At 40.8% G+C, this 18,190-nt stretch carries 19 protein-coding genes; 13 read left to right on the forward strand and 6 right to left on the reverse strand.

What is annotated here, in order from left to right; translation table 11 throughout:
• Nucleotides 1–94: 94 nt before the first annotated feature.
• Complete coding sequence (gene pepB, locus L2735_RS04730; protein WP_248983608.1) at nt 95–1,369, reverse strand: aminopeptidase PepB; 1,275 nt, start codon at nt 1,367–1,369, stop codon at nt 95–97.
• 142 nt (nt 1,370–1,511) lie between these two features.
• Here pepB and sfsA point away from each other — a divergent pair, with 142 nt between their 5' ends.
• The 8 genes from sfsA to L2735_RS04770 all read left to right on the forward strand — a co-directional run bounded on the left by sfsA (nt 1,512) and on the right by L2735_RS04770 (nt 8,410).
• On the forward strand, nt 1,512–2,216 hold the full coding sequence (sfsA, locus tag L2735_RS04735; protein WP_248983609.1) for a DNA/RNA nuclease SfsA: 705 nt from the start codon (nt 1,512–1,514) through the stop codon (nt 2,214–2,216).
• 117 nt (nt 2,217–2,333) lie between these two features.
• Entirely contained in the window at nt 2,334–2,777 is a 444-nt protein-coding gene (dksA, locus tag L2735_RS04740) for an RNA polymerase-binding protein DksA (protein ID WP_055024924.1), read from the forward strand.
• Nucleotides 2,778–2,902: 125 nt separating this feature from the next.
• On the forward strand, nt 2,903–3,775 hold the full coding sequence (gene gluQRS / locus L2735_RS04745; protein ID WP_248983610.1) for a tRNA glutamyl-Q(34) synthetase GluQRS: 873 nt from the start codon (nt 2,903–2,905) through the stop codon (nt 3,773–3,775).
• Nucleotides 3,776–3,928: 153 nt separating this feature from the next.
• Nucleotides 3,929–5,317: a polynucleotide adenylyltransferase PcnB gene (gene pcnB, locus L2735_RS04750; RefSeq protein ID WP_428848292.1), complete on the forward strand. Its 1,389-nt coding sequence runs from the start codon at nt 3,929–3,931 to the stop codon at nt 5,315–5,317.
• 2 nt (nt 5,318–5,319) lie between these two features.
• A complete protein-coding gene (gene folK / locus L2735_RS04755; RefSeq protein ID WP_248983611.1) occupies nt 5,320–5,799 on the forward strand; it encodes a 2-amino-4-hydroxy-6-hydroxymethyldihydropteridine diphosphokinase in 480 nt (159 codons plus the stop codon).
• Between the two features lie 66 nt (nt 5,800–5,865).
• Nucleotides 5,866–6,660: a 3-methyl-2-oxobutanoate hydroxymethyltransferase gene (gene panB, locus L2735_RS04760; RefSeq protein ID WP_248983612.1), complete on the forward strand. Its 795-nt coding sequence runs from the start codon at nt 5,866–5,868 to the stop codon at nt 6,658–6,660.
• Between the two features lie 79 nt (nt 6,661–6,739).
• Nucleotides 6,740–7,585, forward strand: coding sequence for a pantoate--beta-alanine ligase (gene panC / locus L2735_RS04765; RefSeq protein WP_248983613.1), 846 nt, complete (start codon nt 6,740–6,742; stop codon nt 7,583–7,585).
• Between the two features lie 288 nt (nt 7,586–7,873).
• Nucleotides 7,874–8,410 carry a DUF4124 domain-containing protein gene (locus tag L2735_RS04770; protein ID WP_248983614.1) on the forward strand — a complete coding sequence of 179 codons (537 nt, stop codon included), beginning with the start codon at nt 7,874–7,876 and terminating at the stop codon, nt 8,408–8,410.
• 99 nt (nt 8,411–8,509) lie between these two features.
• Here the strand turns inward: L2735_RS04770 and L2735_RS04775 are convergent, their stop codons facing one another.
• Entirely contained in the window at nt 8,510–8,707 is a 198-nt protein-coding gene (locus L2735_RS04775) for a YheV family putative zinc ribbon protein (protein WP_248983615.1), read from the reverse strand.
• Nucleotides 8,708–8,858: 151 nt separating this feature from the next.
• Between L2735_RS04775 and L2735_RS04780 the strand changes: the two genes are divergently transcribed.
• Both L2735_RS04780 and L2735_RS04785 read left to right on the forward strand, forming a co-directional pair.
• Nucleotides 8,859–10,769, forward strand: a complete 1,911-nt coding sequence (locus L2735_RS04780) for an ABC transporter ATP-binding protein (protein ID WP_248983616.1) — start codon at nt 8,859–8,861, stop codon at nt 10,767–10,769.
• 430 nt (nt 10,770–11,199) lie between these two features.
• Nucleotides 11,200–11,658, forward strand: coding sequence for a TIGR02444 family protein (locus L2735_RS04785; protein ID WP_248983617.1), 459 nt, complete (start codon nt 11,200–11,202; stop codon nt 11,656–11,658).
• Between the two features lie 165 nt (nt 11,659–11,823).
• Here L2735_RS04785 and arsJ read toward each other — a convergent pair whose 3' ends face one another.
• Nucleotides 11,824–13,056, reverse strand: coding sequence for an organoarsenical effux MFS transporter ArsJ (gene arsJ, locus L2735_RS04790; protein WP_248983618.1), 1,233 nt, complete (start codon nt 13,054–13,056; stop codon nt 11,824–11,826).
• A gap of 53 nt (nt 13,057–13,109) precedes the next feature.
• A complete protein-coding gene (locus L2735_RS04795) occupies nt 13,110–14,144 on the reverse strand; it encodes an ArsJ-associated glyceraldehyde-3-phosphate dehydrogenase (protein ID WP_248983619.1) in 1,035 nt (344 codons plus the stop codon).
• Nucleotides 14,145–15,158: 1,014 nt separating this feature from the next.
• Between L2735_RS04795 and L2735_RS04800 the strand changes: the two genes are divergently transcribed.
• Together L2735_RS04800 and gltS are read left to right on the forward strand one after the other, a co-directional pair.
• Nucleotides 15,159–15,368: a TOBE domain-containing protein gene (locus tag L2735_RS04800; protein ID WP_248983620.1), complete on the forward strand. Its 210-nt coding sequence runs from the start codon at nt 15,159–15,161 to the stop codon at nt 15,366–15,368.
• A 464-nt stretch (nt 15,369–15,832) separates the two neighbouring features.
• The gene (gltS, locus tag L2735_RS04805; protein WP_248983621.1) at nt 15,833–17,056 is read left to right on the forward strand and encodes a sodium/glutamate symporter; all 1,224 of its coding nucleotides are present in this window, start codon (nt 15,833–15,835) and stop codon (nt 17,054–17,056) included.
• A gap of 117 nt (nt 17,057–17,173) precedes the next feature.
• Here the strand turns inward: gltS and L2735_RS04810 are convergent, their stop codons facing one another.
• On the reverse strand, nt 17,174–17,449 hold the full coding sequence (locus L2735_RS04810; protein ID WP_248983622.1) for a YecH family metal-binding protein: 276 nt from the start codon (nt 17,447–17,449) through the stop codon (nt 17,174–17,176).
• Nucleotides 17,450–17,608: 159 nt separating this feature from the next.
• On the opposite strand from L2735_RS04810, the gene L2735_RS04815 reads away from it, so the two are divergent.
• Entirely contained in the window at nt 17,609–17,944 is a 336-nt protein-coding gene (locus L2735_RS04815; protein ID WP_248983623.1) for a DUF2956 domain-containing protein, read from the forward strand.
• On the opposite strand, the gene L2735_RS04820 is transcribed toward L2735_RS04815, so the two are convergent.
• Nucleotides 17,933–18,190: hypothetical protein (locus L2735_RS04820; protein WP_248983624.1), on the reverse strand; the 258-nt coding region annotated here is incomplete at its 5' end. The genes L2735_RS04815 and L2735_RS04820 overlap by 12 nt on opposite strands.

Here is an 18,190-nt window from a genome sequence, read left to right on the forward strand (position 1 = left end):
TAACCTAAACTCAGAAAATTAAAACAAAAAAGCCGCATATAGCGGCTTTTTGAATTTATATCGATTATTAACTAACCAATGTGCAGATCTCAGCTTATTTATTTAGCATCGCTGCAATAGTCAGTACGCCATGACCTGTGGCACCAGCACTCCATAAAGAGTTCGCTGATGATGCATAAGCTCCTGCCAAGTCCATGTGTAACCAGTTGACATCTGGGCGAACAAAGCGCCATAAGAAACCAGCAGCATTTGATGCGCCACCCGCTCCACCACCTTTCATAGCACGGCTATTCGCAGTGTCAGCAAAAGGAGATGGACACATGTCTTTATGCCATGCATCTAACGGCAAAGGCCAGACGTTTTCAGCAACAGTTGCCGCTTGTTGCTGAGCTAATTGCAAGGTCTCCATTTGTGGAGAGAAAATGGCATTATAGTTTGTCCCAACAGCCATCACTGCAGCACCCGTTAATGTGGCTGCATCAATAATAAGCTCTGCACCAGTGTCTGAGGCTGCTTGTAAGCCATCAGCAAGCACTAAGCGGCCTTCTGCATCGGTATTAACCACTTCAACAGTCACACCATTTTTATAAGTTAAAATGTCGCCTAGTTTATATGCGTGGCCACTAATGAGGTTTTCTGCACAGCACAAGAACAGTTTAACGCGCTTATTAAGACCAGATTTTATTGCTAAACCTAACGCTGCAGTAACTGTTGCAGCGCCACCCATGTCACACTTCATATCAAGCATGCCTTCAGACGGCTTAATGCTGTAGCCACCTGAGTCGAATGTAATACCTTTACCGACTAATGCGGTTGATACTTCAGCATCATCATTGAGAGGATTAAAGTCGAGCACCAACATTGCCGGCGGACGTTCACTACCGCGACCTACTGCATGTAAACCAATCCACTGAGCTTCTAACAGTTCTTGGCCTTCAACAATCTCATAACTAACCTTGTCACCACCAATGGCTTTTAACCACTTTGCTGCATGGTTTGCTAAAACAACCGGCGATAACTCTTCAGGTGTTTCATTCACTAGCATGCGAGCAAAGCTTGCCGCTTCAAAACGATGGGTTAGCGTGTTTTGGCTATCATTGTCACCACACCAAAGCACTTCAAACTCACCTTTAGCTGTGGTGAAACCTTGTGAGAACGCCCATTGAGAATCAATACTCCAAAGAACGCCATCTAACTGAACCTTATTCACTCCTTGACCGCGAATTTTTCTTGCGGCCATTTGCACTTGACGCAATTCGTCTGTACCAGATAAATGAATAAAAGCTTGGTTGCCTTGATAAGTAACATCGGCTTTACCCCAAAGGCTCTGTGGCGCTTCTTGTGTTAGGGTAACGGTCATTATTTCCATTATGATTTCCTTGTTGTTCTTGCAATGTAACTTTTGTTTCCAATGGGCTAAGTGTACTGTAATTCGATAATGAAACGTGACAAAAACCCATATAGTTATCAATAAAAATTGTAAACACTATTTTTACGGAGAAAATTTTTTCATGGACTTTACCCCAGCGCTGCAACAGGGAACCTTGATTAAACGCTATAAACGTTTTTTAGCTGATGTCAGGTTAGATGACGGAACAGAAATAACCATTCATTGCCCGAATACCGGGTCAATGAAAAACTGCCTATTCCCAGGTGAAAAAGTATGGTTTTCGACCTCTGACAATCCAAAAAGAAAGTACCCGAACACTTGGGAACTGGCTCAAACCACCGAACAACACCTTATTGGCATCAATACAGGCAGAGCTAACGCTTTGGCTGAAGAAGCGATTAATGCTGGCGTCATAACGGAGTTATCGGGTTACTCAAGCCTTAAGCGAGAAGTTAAATACGGGGATGAAAATAGTCGCATAGATATCCTATTAAGCGACGACAATCGTCCTTTATGCTATGTGGAAATCAAAAGCTGTACATTATTAGAGCAAACAGTAGGCTATTTCCCCGATTCAGTCACAACAAGGGGTCAAAAGCATTTGCGCGAGCTAATGCATATGGTTAGTCTAGGCCATAGAGCAGTATTGCTGTTTGTTGTACAGCATACTGGTATCAATATTGTGCAGGCTGCAGAACATATCGATCCGCAATATGCACTTTTACTAAAACAAGCGGTAAATAGCGGCGTAGAAGTTTTAGCTTATCAAACTGAATTATCGGCTATCTCAAGTACCCTGACCCGTTCATGCAAAGTTATTGTTTAGTTCAAAAAGACAAAAATACTAATTAAATAATTTGCCACGCTATAGAGTTTCTGCTATAGATAGCGGCCATAAATTTACGACGCACATAAAATCGCTAATTATTACAGGAGATGCGTTATGCCTGAAGGCACCAAAAAACTCGGCGTACTCGCTATCGCAGGTGTAGAACCTTACCAGGAAAAAGCTGGTGAGGAGTATATGGGTGAAGAGCAACGTGGTCATTTTAAAATGATTTTAGAAGCTTGGCGTAACCAGTTACGTGAAGAAGTTGATCGCACTTTGAACCATATGCAAGACGAAGCTGCTAACTTCCCAGATCCAGTTGATCGCGCAGCCCAGGAAGAAGAATTTAGTTTAGAATTACGTGCTCGTGATAGAGAACGTAAACTAATTAAAAAGATTGAAAAGACATTACAAAAAATTGAAGAAGACGATTTTGGCTTCTGTGATTCTTGTGGTGTTGAAATCGGTATCCGCCGTCTTGAAGCACGTCCAACAGCAGATCAATGTATCGACTGTAAGACACTTGCTGAAATTAAAGAAAAGCAAATGGCTGGCTAATTCAGCAACCACTGACAATCGGTTCACACACATTTTCCGATAATCAGTATATTGGGCGAGATTATTCTCGCCCTTTGTTTTTGTATTTTCCCATCGCTAAACTGACTTAAGCAAAAGGTATATCGGTGAACTCACCTCATTATATTGGTCGCTTTGCTCCATCTCCTTCTGGCCCTCTTCATTTTGGCTCTCTTATTGCCGCACTCGGAAGCTACCTTCGCGCGAAACAACAAAATGGAAAATGGTTAGTTCGTATAGAAGATATTGATCCTCCTCGTGAAGTACCAGGTGCAAGCTCTGACATTTTAGCGACGCTAGAAGCCTATGGTTTATGTTGGGATGACCAAGAGCTCTACCAAAGTCAGCGAACCGATATTTATCAGCAGCAAATTGATACCTTATTGAAACAAGGTTTGGCCTATTACTGTCAGTGCACCCGTAAACAAATTGGCCAAATGGGCGGTGTTTACGATAGCCGCTGCGGACAATTATCAACATCACTCACCCAAGGTGCGATTCGAATTAGAAATACCGCTAAGGTAAATCAATTTGAAGATTTGTTGATAGGAAAAGTGACTGTAGATAAAGGCTTTTCGGGCGAAGATTTTATTATCAAGCGCAGTGATGGATTATATGCTTATCAACTTGCTGTCGTTATCGATGATGCTTTTCAGGGCATCACTGAAATTGTTCGAGGCTGTGATTTGCTCGAAACCAGTTGCAGACAATTAAGTATGAATAAAATTCTTGGTTTTTGTTCTCCAAACTGGCTGCATTTACCCCTTGCGTGCACAAAACCCGGCTTTAAATTATCTAAACAAAATTATGCTAATGCCATTGATATAAAACGGCCACAAGCCAGTATTAATGCGGCCTTGACGTTTTTAGGTCAAGCAAAAGTAGACACAGACGATGTGGATGTCATGCTAAAACAAGCTTGCGAGCAATTTAGTATTGCAGATATTCCTCAAGTATCTGAGATTCTGATAGCGCAGTGATATACTCATTGGCTTACAATTGGTATATCATAGCCGCCAGATTTTTAACCATTTTATTTTAACCATTAATCGTATCGTTCGAGGTGTATTATTTTTCGCCGTATTAGCCAATTCTGCAAACAGCTGTTTGAAGACAATAAATCCACTCCAGTCATTGAGCCAGAAGCTCAAGATGACGGACTGCGCCTGGACATTGTCACCAGAGATGCCCATACAATTTCTAGGCGTCAAATCAGTGAAAATGCACTAAAAGTTCTTTATCGACTCAGCAAATCTGGCTACAAAGCCTACCTTGTTGGTGGTGGTGTTCGCGATATCTTATTAGGCATGGAGCCTAAAGATTTCGATGTAGTGACCAATGCTACCCCAGAAGAAATCAAAAAATTATTCCGTAATAGCCGCCTTGTTGGCCGCAGATTTAGATTGGCTCACATTGTATTTGGCCGCGACGTCATTGAAGTTGCCACCTTCCGTGGTCATCACGGCGAAACCGATGACAAGATTTCTAAGTCAAATGCTGAAGGTCGCTTGCTGCGTGACAACGTATATGGCGAAATTGATGAAGATGCAGAACGTCGTGATTTTACGATTAATGCGCTTTATTACGATATCAGCGACTACTCTATACGCAGCTATGGCGGTGGTATTAGTGATTTAGACGCTAGAACCATTCGTTTGATTGGCGATCCTGAAACTCGTTACCGTGAAGATCCAGTGCGTATGCTTCGCGCGGTACGTTTCGCGACTAAACTCGATATGCAAATCGAGCCAAAAACAGCGGCGCCAATTAAAGAGTTAGCACCACTGCTGAAAGATATTCCTGCTGCAAGAATGTACGAAGAAGTACTAAAGCTATTTTTTGCAGGTAAAGCCCAAGCAAACTATGAAATGATGCGTGATTTAGGCTTATTTCAGCCACTATTCCCGCAAATTTCAGCACAAATTACAGAACAGCCAAACGGTTATACCGCTAAAATGCTAAACGCAGTAATGAGCAATACTGACTTGCGCGTAAGCCAAGACAAGCCTGTTACACCTGCATTTTTTTATGCTGCTTTGCTATGGTATCCATTAAAGCAACGTGCTGATGACATAGCGCTAGAAAGTGGTTTAACCCATTACGATGCCCATGTTGCAGCAATGGGTGATGTGATGGAGCAGCAATGTCGCACCATCAGTATTCCACGTCGCTTTAGCACACCAGCAAAAGATATTTGGCAGCTACAATTACGTCTTGAACGCAGCCAAGGCACTCGAGCATTTAAATTGCTAGAACATCCAAAGTTCCGCGCCGCCTATGATTTATTACTACTTCGCGGTGAAGCAGAAGCTGGCAACATTGGTAAAATTGCCGCTTGGTGGAAGTCATTTGTTGAAGCTGATGAACAAGAACGTTCTGAAATTGCTAAGAGCAGTAAAAAAGGCCCTAGTCGAAACCGTAACGCCCATCAGCGTAAACGTCGTCGCACTAGTAAGCCCAAATCAGATGCTACTGGTGCAACAGGTCCAAAGCCAGCACCTAAACCTGATAATCAAGGCTAATCATGAGCACCATGGCTTATGTGGCATTAGGTGCAAACCTAAATGAACCAGTACAGCAAATTCAACATGCTGTACTGGCTTTAAAAAGCCTTGCTATAGATTCAATTATTACTGTGTCACCACTCTATCGTTCTGTCCCAATGGGCGATGTAGAACAACCTGATTTCGTCAATGGTGTGGCACAATTTAACACTGACCTTGAACCTCTTGCTTTACTCAATGCACTGCAAGAAATTGAAAATGCCCAAGGCCGTGTCAGAGAGGTACGCTGGGGACCTCGTACATTAGATCTAGACATCTTATTATACGAGCAGCAAGTCATCGAGGAGCCTCGATTAACAATTCCCCATTATGGTATGAAACAACGCAGCTTTGTTCTCATTCCACTTGCAGATATTAATCCGCAATTAATACTGCCATGTAAAACCGAATTAAAAAGCTTAATTACCCGTGAAATGCGAGCTGAATTAATTCAAATTTAATCAGCTTTTGTGCAGTTTGCATCGCATATCCATTACTTGAATATGAATTGCTTCTAAGAGTTTATTATGTCAAAAGTCACTAGCTCAACCCTCATTAAATTCAAACAAGAAGGTAAGAAATTTACCGCGCTTACGGCCTACGATGCCAGCTTTGCCGGTGCATTTGATAGTGAAGGCGTCGATGTCTTACTGGTCGGTGATTCTTTAGGTATGGTGCTTCAAGGTCACAGCGACACCTTGCCTGTTACTGTTAACGATATTGCTTACCACACCGCCAGCGTTAGCAGAGGCTGTAAACGCGCACTGCTTATCGCCGATATGCCTTTCATGAGTTATGCCACTCCAGAACAAACAATGGCCAATGCCGCTATTCTTATGCAAGCTGGCGCCACAATGGTAAAACTTGAAGGTGGAGAGTGGTTACTTGATAGCGTTAAAATGCTAACAGAGCGCGGCATCCCCGTTTGTGCTCACCTTGGACTCACTCCACAGTCAGTTCACGTTTTTGGCGGTTTTAAAGTCCAAGGTCGTGAAGAAGATAAAGCCCAACGCATGATTGATGATGCCTTAGCAATGCAAAATGCAGGCGCACAATTACTGGTTGTTGAGTGTATTCCAAGCGCTTTAGCCAAACGTATTTCTGAAGCGTTAACCATTCCAGTTATCGGTATTGGCGCTGGCCGCGACACTGACGGACAAATCCTAGTGATGCATGATGTATTAGGTATTTCTAGCGGTTATATTCCTAAGTTCTCTAAAAACTACCTACAGCAAACTGGCGAAATTCGCGCTGCAGTGAAAGCCTATATTGAAGAAGTCGCTGATGGGTCTTTCCCAGCAGATGAGCATTCATTTAACTAAGCATTTATATCAATCAGCCTCTAACTATTTAAAAGAATGGTTAAAGGTTTAATCGTATTGCACAACCAGGTATTTATTGATGATTACCACAGCGAATATTGCTGAAATCAGAGCACAAGTGAAACAGTGGCACATGCAAGGTGAGACCGTTGCATTCGTACCAACCATGGGCAATTTACATAATGGCCATATCACTTTGGTTACAGAAGCCTTAAAACGGGCAGATCATGTTGTCGTGTCTATTTTTGTCAATCCAATGCAATTTGGCCAAAACGAAGATCTTGATGCCTACCCTAGAACCTTAACTGCCGATAGCGAAGCCCTAGTTAACGCTGGTGCTGAATTACTGTTTACACCAACGCCAGATATTATTTATCCAAAAGGGTTAGATCAACAAACTTTTGTTGAAGTGCCACAGATTGGAGATGAGTTTTGTGGTGCCAGCCGTCCTGGGCATTTTCGTGGTGTAGCCACAGTTGTTTGTAAGTTATTTAATATTGTTCAAGCAGATGTAGCAGTATTTGGTCGTAAAGATTACCAACAACTGATGGTAATCAACGCCATGGCAGAAGATTTATCATTACCGATTGAAATTGTTGGTATTGACACTATCAGAGAGTCATCAGGCCTTGCGATGAGCTCAAGAAATGGCTATTTAACCCCTGAGCAAAAACAACAAGCTGCCGCGATTAAAAAATCCATGGACAAACTCGCTAGCCAAGTTGCAGCAGGTAAAGGTATTGAACTAAGTGAAGCCCTAGCAGCTAAACAGTTAGTTGCTGCAGGCTTTAAAATGGATTATTTATCCGTTAGAAATGCCACTAATCTAGCCCCAGTAACTAGCGAAGATAACAACCTAGTGATCTTAGTCGCTGCATATTTAGGTAACACCCGCCTCATAGATAATCTAACCTTCACCCGTTAATCTATTCGCCACTGACTTTGTAAGACTTAGTACATTTCCCACTAAGTCTTACAAATTTAACGCAAAGTTCTCAAGTGACAATAAAAAATCTACTGTCAAAAAACTGGTTTTATCGTTAAAATTAAGCCATAGTAAATAAGTATATTTAAACATTATAGTTACAAGCGACTATAATGATTCACAACCAACTAGTGCCAATGGATATTGGGGAACTAGCGGTAACCATCTGATATGCCTTCAACACTGGTGCTGAAGCGATATTGGATATACAAAAGGATCTGTGGCCGCATGCCAATTAGACTATTACTGACATTGATAATTGTATTTTTTATGGGGCCATCTTTTGCCTCAGCTAATACTATTTATAAATGTATGAAGGATAATAAGATTGCCTTCAGTCAAACTGTCTGTCCGAAAGAGTTTCGTCAGCACAAAATTGAATATCAACTTGGGATAACCACTGAAGTTGATTCAGATAAGATTGTCTTGAAAGAAGACCCTCTAAAAGCCCTACTGAAAAAACAAACCATTTCTAAAGAAAAGCTGATTCAATTGCTCGACAGTGAAGTGTATCGTCTCAAGCAAGAAAACAGCTATTTTGAGATCTTACGTGCCAGTGAGATACAGAAGCTTGATCGTAATCGTTATTGGCATAAAAAAGAAAAAGACGATCCTGATTACGTAGAAGACTTAGGTGAAATCAATCATCGTTTCGATGAACTAATGAAGAACAATCGTCATGTGATTATTGTATTGATTGAACACAAAAATAAAATTCTTGCGGAAAGCGCCAATGATGGCGCTATTGCCAAAGAAGAAGGCTAATGACCTTGAAATAGCAATAAATCCTTTAACCATTTTTTCAATTTCTGCTTCATATTCAAGTCCAAACTCAAGTTCAATGCTATAAAGCATCTACAAATCTTAATCTGGCTTAAATACCCCAATAACATTTCCACTGGCTTTCTCGGCGACTTTTGCTTCTGTTTGCTGCTCTCGATAATCACAATCAGTACATTCAACGGTTTCAATCCCGTTTTCTTTAAATAACTGAATACTATCTTGCGCATGACATTTAGGGCATTTAGCCCCTGCTACAAAGCGTTTCTTAATTTTAGCCATAATCTTATTATTGTTCTTCTACATATTTGCGATATCAATAGCAGTATTTTGCCATGAATTGGTTAATCCAGTCTCGCTCTAGTGTTAAAAAAGTATCAATTACGCTATTATCGCTGCACTTTTTGTCATATCACCAATCAAGTTGCCATTCATGATCAACATCAGCCAAGCCCAACTCATTCGCGGAACTAAGACCTTACTCGATGAAGCCGATTTAACCGTATATCCAGGCCATAAAGTCGGCCTTGTTGGTGCAAACGGTACAGGTAAGTCGTCGCTATTGGCGCTGATCCTTGGACACTTACAACTCGATAAGGGTGATTTCAGTTTACCTGCAGGTTGGCAAATAGCCACGGTAGCTCAAGAAACACCTGCTCTAGAAGTATCGGCGCTCGAATATGTTCTTGATGGTGATATTGAATTTAGACAACTTGAAGCGCAATTAGCTGTCGCTCAAGAAGAAGATAATGGCCATAACATTGCACTTATCCATGGCAAAATTGACGCTATTGGTGGCTATGCAATCCGATCACGAGCCGGCTCATTATTAGCAGGTTTAGGTTTTAGTGAAACAGAACAAAGCAATCCAGTAAAAAGTTTCTCAGGTGGCTGGCGTATGCGCCTTAACTTAGCGCAGGCCTTATTATGTCGCTCTGATCTTTTATTACTCGATGAACCGACCAACCACTTAGACTTAGATACCATGTATTGGCTTGAGGGTTGGATTAAAGCATACCAAGGCACCTTGATTCTAATCAGTCATGACCGTGACTTTATCGATGGCATTGTCGATGAAATTGTTCATGTAGAACATGCCAAGCTTAATTACTACAAAGGTAACTACAGCTCATTCGAGCGTATTCGTGCTGAGCGCCTATCGCAGCAACAAGCCGCATTTGAACGTCAGCAAAAAGAACGTGCTCATATGCAGTCTTTTGTCGACCGTTTCAGATATAAAGCCAGTAAAGCTAAGCAAGCTCAAAGTCGCTTAAAAGCTTTGGAGAAAATGGCTAACCTGTTGCCTTCTCAAGTTGATAGCCAATTTCATATGGCGTTTCGTGAACCAGACGCGCTACCAAATCCGCTAGTGACCATGGAAAATGTCTCTATTGGCTACGGCGATAAAACCATTTTAAGTGAAGTAAAACTTAACTTAGTACCAGGTGCTCGCATCGGCCTACTTGGCCGCAACGGTGCGGGTAAATCGACTCTAATTAAATTGCTTACCGGCGACTTAGAACCTAAGACTGGTAAATACCAGCCTAATCCAGGGTTAAATATCGGTTACTTTGCTCAGCATCAAATCGAGTTTTTAAGTTTAGATGACAGCCCGCTGCAACATATGGTGCGCTTAGCACCCAATGCTAAAGAACTAGAACTGAGAAACTTTCTCGGTGGATTTGGCTTTAATGGCGATATGGCATTATCTGCTGTAGGCCCTTTTTCTGGTGGTGAAAAAGCGCGCCTAGTTTTGGCTCTGTTAGTGTGGCAAAAGCCTAATGTTCTACTGTTGGATGAACCTACCAACCATTTAGATTTAGAAATGCGTCACGCACTCACCATGGCATTGCAAACTTTTGAAGGTGCAATGGTTATCGTGTCACATGATCGACATCTTTTACGATTAAGCTGTAGCGACTATTACCTTGTAGACCAAGGTGCAGTAAAGCCATTCCAAGGTGATTTAGATGATTATCATCAGTGGTTATTAGATGCGACAAAAGCTGCGCAGTCCCTTTCAGCCAAAGATTCTGAAGCAAAACCTGCTGTAGATAAAAAGCAGCAAAAACGCTTTGAAGCTGAATTAAGACAAAAAGTGTCGCCACTACGTAAACAGCAAATAAAATTAGAAGCCCAGCAACAAAAAATAACCACTCGGTTAGCTGAACTGGAAATCGACTTAGCTGATGGCTCACTGTATGAAGCAGAAAACAAAGCTAAAATGACCAAGGTGCTTAATGAGCGAACTGAGCTCACTCAAGCGATGGACGAAAGTGAAATGACTTGGTTAGAAATCCAAGAACAAATTGAACTAATCGAACAAGAGTTTACTCTTAGCTAAACTATTTTAGTTATTTAACTTTAGTTATTTAACGTTAAGCAATATCTGAATTGCACTGCGCTATATACCCAAACAACCTGAAGATGCTCGATTTCAGCAAGAATTTACACGCGTTTAGGCAAGGCATTGATTGCGGGTAATGGTTATTCCCTTTTCAAAAACAATAACGCAGCATAAACGCGTGTAAAACTTGCCCTCAGGGAGTTTCACCGTGTTCCCACTACGTTGTTGCGCTAATTTATAAGGTACCTACATTACCGCATTAACGCGCCTAGTATTGAGAACACGGTGAAGCTCTGAAACACGTATCTTCAAGTTGTTTGGGTATAAAAGGAATGAAACACCGTCATTATCGAGGGCATCAAGTCATCGATAATCACAGGCTTAAAGCCGATTAATCAGACACTAATATTTTCAGGAGAAATGCACAGTGCAACAGTTTAATTCGTTAATTTGGCGTGATTGCGATAACCGTTACGCTACCCACCGTTTAAGCTATATTAGTGTTCAAGATGATTACCAAGTGAATGTTAATCTGCTTTTGCTAGCACAGTACCTAGATCAGCAAAACCACCCTTTAGCGCTAGCTCAATGGGAAACATTAGCGGCCACTATTGAAGATTGGGACACTAAAGTTGTCTCGCCTTATCGTAAATTACGTCGACTCGCTAAATCCCATTTACAACCTGGTGAATATCAGCAAATGCTTGATATTGAGTTAATGATGGAGCGTAAGACTCAGCAAATGTTGCTAAGAAAGCTCAATCAATTTGATGCCGAAGGAATTAGCGTCATCTCCGATAATAACAATCCAAGTTACAATACCGACAACTACTTATGTTTATTTGGTATTGATGCAGACTACTTTACAGAGCTTCAATCGGCATAAACACTGTTAACTTCATTGAATCTAGAATGACCAGTGCTGAATTAAGCATTTATAATCAAGCATTTAGAATTAAGAGTGTAGAGCTTAAAATTCAGAGTATTAAGTGAAGCATCAGTCAATACGGCGCTCAACGCGCCGTATACCATTCTCAAGCTTTTCCAACGATTAAGTCTTTGCTGTATCATGCTGTGGTAGTTTGATTGAAATAATGGCAGCCAGTGCAATTAAACCGCTCGAAATCCACAAACAAGCCTCGAGACCGTATTGCTGAAATACCCAACCAGACAATAAAGTACCGATGAGTCTGCCCATGGCGTTTGCCATATAGTAGAAGCCAACATCTAACGAGACGCCATCTTTTCCTGCATAACTGACAATTAAATAACTGTGCATTGATGAGTTAACTGCAAACAAGCCACCAAATATAAGTAAACCGCCGATCAAAATAGCTTGGCTATGCCAATCAAAACTCAGTGCTAGCGCAATAATGGCTGGCACAATCGCAAGCATTGCCGCCCAAGCCAAAGCACTTTTACCATCTGGTACCTTACCTTGCTTTTTTCCTGTGAAGTAAGGTGCAAATGACTGCACAGCGCCATAGCCAATCACCCACAGGGCTAAAAAGCCACCTACATACCAATGGTCCCAATTAAATTGACTTGCCAAGTACACTGGTAACGCAACCACAAACCACACGTCTCTTGCAGCAAACAAAAATAATCTCGCTGCGGATAAATAATTAATGGTGCTGCTTTTAGAGAATATCTCCTTAAACTTAGGTTTAGCGCTGGCTTTTCCAAGCTGGCTTTTCAGTGTTAATACACTGAATACCCACACCACAAGTAATGCCACAGCCATGATTAAAATCGCAGTTTGAAAACCAAATACAGAGAGCAGTGCACCACCTAAGAAGAAGCCGACCCCTTTTAACGCATTTTTAGAGCCAGTTAAGATTGCGACCCATTGATATAACTTACCTTCAGCACCCGCTGGCACTAGGGTTTTAATCGCACTTTTGGCACTCATTTTATTGAGGTCTTTAGCTATACCAGACAAAGCCTGCGCCGCCATAACCCAGACGACGGTTAGCCATTCTGTGGGCACCAGCAACATGGATAATGCGATGACTTGCATCGCAAGACCAATATTCATAGTGCGATTTAGCCCTACTCTTGCACCAAGCCAGCCACCCACTAAGTTAGTGACAACACCAAAGATTTCATAAAATAAGAACAGCATGGCAATTTCAATCGGGCTAAAACCTAACCCGTGAAAATACAGTACCACCAGCATGCGTAATGCACCATCTGTTAAGGTAAAAGCCCAGTAATTACCAGTGACAATTAAGTACTGTTTTATCTCATTGGGTAAATTAGCCAGCTTAGCCACAAAAGACATTGCCTAAATCCTATTTCATGCTGCAAATATTGATGCTTAAAAATGTCAAAAGTTTACGCGTCAGCTTTATCTTGTAAGCCAACTAAATCTTGTAAGCCAACCAGGCGCATCAGCTCAGCAGTACGATTCGCATAACCCCACTCATTGTCATACCACACATAAAGCTTAACTTGAGTGCCATTAACCACCATGGTCGAAGGTGCATCAATCACGCCTGAACGCGGGTCTGTCTTATAATCGATTGATACTAATGGTCTGGTTTCATAGCCAAGTACCCCAGCAAGCTCGCCAGATGCTGCATCACTTAATAAACCGTTAACTTCCCCTTCTGTGGTCTCACGACTGACTTCAAACACGCAATCAGTAATAGAGGCATTTGCTAAAGGCACACGAATCGCATGACCATTTAAACGGCCTTTCAGTTCTGGGAATATATGAGTAATTGCCGTAGCAGATCCTGTGGTAGTAGGAATAAGGCTCATGCCACATGCTCTTGCACGGCGTAAATCTTTGTGGGGAGCATCTAGAATAGTTTGAGTATTAGTAATGTCGTGAATTGTGGTCATTGAACCATGAACAATTCCTAATGATTCATGAATGACTTTAACCACAGGCGCTAGGCAGTTTGTGGTACATGAGGCAGCTGTGACAATAGGGTGGATGTCTTTATCATAATCTTGATGATTTACACCCATGACGATATTCAATACGCCGTCTTCTTTAACAGGGGCTGTCACTACAACACGTTTTACGCCTTGCTCTAAATAAGCTTGTAGTTTTGCTTTGGTCTTCATTTGACCAGATGCTTCAATGACGACATCGCAGTTTGACCAATCAGTATCAGCAATGGCTTTATTGGCTGTACAAGTGATTTTATGACCGTTTACTTCAATTACATTATCTGTAGCTACCGCTTCATGTTGCCAGCGGCCATGAACTGAATCGAAGTTAACTAAATGCGCCAGCGTTGCTGCGTCACCGGCAGGGTCGTTAATTTGAACAAATTCAACGTCAGCCCAATCGAATGCAGCACGAAATGATAAACGTCCCATACGGCCAAAACCGTTAATTCCTACTTTAATTGTCATAACTCAACCTTGTTTAATCAATATGCTTGATAGGATGGTGTTAATCACCGGGTTATATATAAATTCTTTATACTCAATCGCCTATTACCTAAGCCATTGATTGTTTTAAATTGGTATTTTGCCGCAAAGTTATCCATTGAGTCAGTTTGTTATTTCCACTACAACCCAAATGCCCTTAACTTTGCTGACTCATTAAACGTTTACAATACTTGTGTATGAATGCATCAGCCATCTTCATCCACAGATTCGTTAAGCTTATATCAAAAGAGAAAACTGTCGTTTCATGCATTTATCAACATAAATCTATAAACGAGTAATTCTCAACAAGTCCCTATTAACAAATCACTATTAATAAGTTCCTCTCAATAGGCAACTCTGAATGAAGATGACGAAACTATATGTGAAAAGTCACATATACGCAATCTCACATATAGGTTTACTATAAAGTTATTATTGCTTATTGTGATCAAGCTTGATGTTTTCTATTACCTTAATATTTTTCCGTAAAAACATTATGAATAGACGACTTCGAAGGGAACTTAGCCCACATAAATTGACTACTGAGCAATCAGTAATGCAGCCCCACAGACCAGACAGCTTTATAGCTCTGTGCTGTCACTTTGCGCCCTCACCTTGCAAAGAGATTGCAATGAGCTTACCGTTAGAGCATCCATTGTTTAACAATCAAAGAGTTATAACACCTGTTTCAGGATTGTAATAAGTCAATTTATTAACACCTCGAATTACATATAAAAAACTGAAAATAAAGGGTTAATAATAAAAGCCAAAGAGTAATAGCCGGTTAAAGCTTAAAATTACTACTTAAGAATGAATATAAATGAGTAAGATAAACTATCCTTTTGTGAGTAAAACTGCGATATGACTCTCAGTTCCTTTATTAAACACGAATTTATATCACTTTAGACTAATTATTATTGCAAATAATTGTTTAATATATAAATTACCCTATTACATAATCTTATATATTCATTTATTAACTGGAGAAAGACAATTATGAAAATCAGTGCACGTAATTCACTTGTTGGAAAAATAATTTCAATTGAACAAGGCTCTGTAAACAACGAAGTTGTTATTCAACTTGCTCCTGGTGTAGAAATCACTTCTGTTGTGACTAAAAAATCTTGTGAGCAACTAGGTTTAGTTGTTGGTGGTAGTGCTTATGCAATTATCAAAGCAAGTAATGTTATGGTCGCTGTAGACTAATTATACGACTCTATTTTACAATTCGTAATCAGCAAAAAGTTACCTTTCATAACTTTGCTGCATTAAAGATTAGTACACACAAAGTGGAAAGTGGATGAAAATCTTATTCCACTTTGATGTTTACCTATAAAGCAAACGTTTAGCTGTAAAAACAAGCCGGAACCTGATTAATTCTTCTATTTTAGAGTAAAGTTCCCTCTCAAAACTTTAACAAACCAAAACCAAGCAGCCTACATCTGCGCCTGTGCCTTTAACATCCGCCTTTATGACTTTAATGTGATGTTAATTAGAGCCTGTTTAAGCTTGATAATCCTTCATTTAGCTTCCTTGCCATTATATTTAGCTTCTCCTTAATCTATAATCAGCTTATTAACTAAAAAATTAAGTCATATATAAAAGGCATACCATATGGTGATGCGCCATAGCATTGCGTAACATTTTCATTGCTACCCCTGAGGAGTTTCATGAATACAGTCTACTCTATTGGAGAACTCGAATCGTTTCTCATCGCGATTTTAGTTTTATTTATCGGTCATTCGGTCAATCGTCACTTAGCCGCTTTCAGAAAATATAATATCCCTGAACCCATAGTCGGTGGACTTATTGTCGCTGGCTTTATTACCATTTTGCACTTCAACAACATCAGTATTGAGTTCTCACTATCAATGCAAAACACCTTGATGTTGATGTTTTTCAGCACTGTGGGCTTAGCCGCCAGTTATAAACTCTTACTCAAAGGAGGCAGCAAGGTTTTCTTATTTTTGGGTATCGCTTCGGTATATATCATTATCCAAAATGCTGTAGGGGTAAGTTTAGCGACTGCACTTGGGCTAGAGCCGATTATGGGCTTAATTGCAGGATCCATTACTTTATCTGGTGGGCACGGTACAGGTGCAGCATGGGCACAAACCTTCCAAGAAAATTATGGCATTAATACCCTTGAATTTGCTATGGCAGCGGCTACTTTCGGCCTAGTCATGGGCGGTATTATTGGTGGGCCTGTTGCACAGCGTTTAATTAATAAAAATAACCTAGTTTCCTCATATGGTGTTGGTGGCAATCACCATAAAGACCATCCCGATCTCATCACTTACGATCAATTAGAAGAAGATAGAGTCACCGCTAAGAAGATTTTAGAAGTTTTGTTTGTGCTATTACTTTGTGTTGCAGGTGCTAAATGGTTCGGTAAATTGGTGTCTGTAATGGATATTGGTTGGCTTAAAATGCCTGAATTTGTTTATGCATTATTTTTCGGTGTGGTGATTACCAATGCTACAGAATTAACGCGTGGATTTAAAATAAACAGTGAGTGTGTCGATATTCTTGGCACTGTGTCATTAGCCTTGTTTTTATCGATGGCGCTAATGAACTTAAAGCTGTGGGAAATTTTTGACCTAGCAATACCGCTATTAATTATCTTATTGACTCAAGGTATTGTGCTTGCATTTTTTGCTTATTTTGTCACCTTCAGGTTGATGGGCAGTAATTATGACGCAGCTGTAATGGCTGGCGGTCATTGTGGTTTCGGTATGGGCGCAACTCCGACTGCGGTTATGAACATGGGTGCGTTAGTATCAAGAACAGGTCCGTCTCCACAAGCCTTTATGGTGGTACCAATAGTTGGCGCATTCTTTATTGATATCGTCAATGCCATTATTCTGCAAGGCTATTTGGGAGTGATGGGTTAACGCCTTTCTTCACAATTACGGTTAATAACAGCTACAAAAATGCCAGTCATCGACTGGCATTTTTTATTGCTGTATTAGTACGTACTTTCATACAAATACCATTTTTTGCTTTCGTGATTAATCGTGAGAATGGCCTTCTTCACCGTGCTCTTTTCCTGCACAGTGACCACATTGATTAATTTCAAAACCAGCTTCGGTTTCAGTTAAACGGCCATTGCTGATAAACAAGTCAACCAGCTGCGCTCCTGTCATATCACTAGCACGGCAGGTATGAAACTCTGCATTTTCGCCAAACTCTTGCGCCATAAGGGCAAGCCATTGCTGGTGAGGCTGAGGCGTGTTTTGCGCTTTCATCAACTTAATAACATTACGACCGTGAATTGAGTCAGACATTTAACCATTCCTTATATTTAAAACACTATTTTACGTTAAAGCACCGCCACCACTTAGTGCGGTAGCTCATGGTTTAACAATAATTAATCTACAATTTAAGTTCCCACTCAAGATTCGGTATAGTGTCTTTAAAATTTCAACAGCGTAATTGTAGGCATAATGGCGAAGCAGATTTCTCAAGAAACCCAAAACGAAGCAATGAAAGTGGCCAAAGCCACTCAAAAACCATCGCAAACCAAAGAGCAAACTAAGCTGATTGCTCAAGGTATTGAAAAAGGCATTGCCGAGTATAAAAAGCAGCAAAAGGCAAAAGCCCGTGGCCGAGATAAGCAGCGCAAGCAAGACTTAAAAACCAAGTCACGCCAAGAAACGAGTGAAATAGAATTTAACGCTGAAGTGCCGACCTCATCGCCTAAATTCCCTTGGATATTACTGGCAGCGAGCTGGGTGGGATTTTTAATCTACGCCTTATTAAATGGCAATTTAAACATTTAAACTCACTCTCAAAAACCAAAAGTCACTTCCAAAAAACAAAAGCCAGCATATGCTGACTTTTTGTTTTAATTGCTGGTGAATCATTAGGGCGTGTATATGGTCTCCTCCAATATTGCAATATAAAAAATAGCGTTGTGACAGTGATAGGTTTGCGTTCGTATATCCGGCTTCATAATTGAAACGCTTGGGTTTCGAGCCTTGATGAACTTCGCACATATCGTCCTTATCGTTGACACGAGTTATAAA

It is taken from the genome of Shewanella olleyana (assembly GCF_023283825.1).
Classification (GTDB): Bacteria; Pseudomonadota; Gammaproteobacteria; order Enterobacterales; family Shewanellaceae; genus Shewanella; species Shewanella olleyana.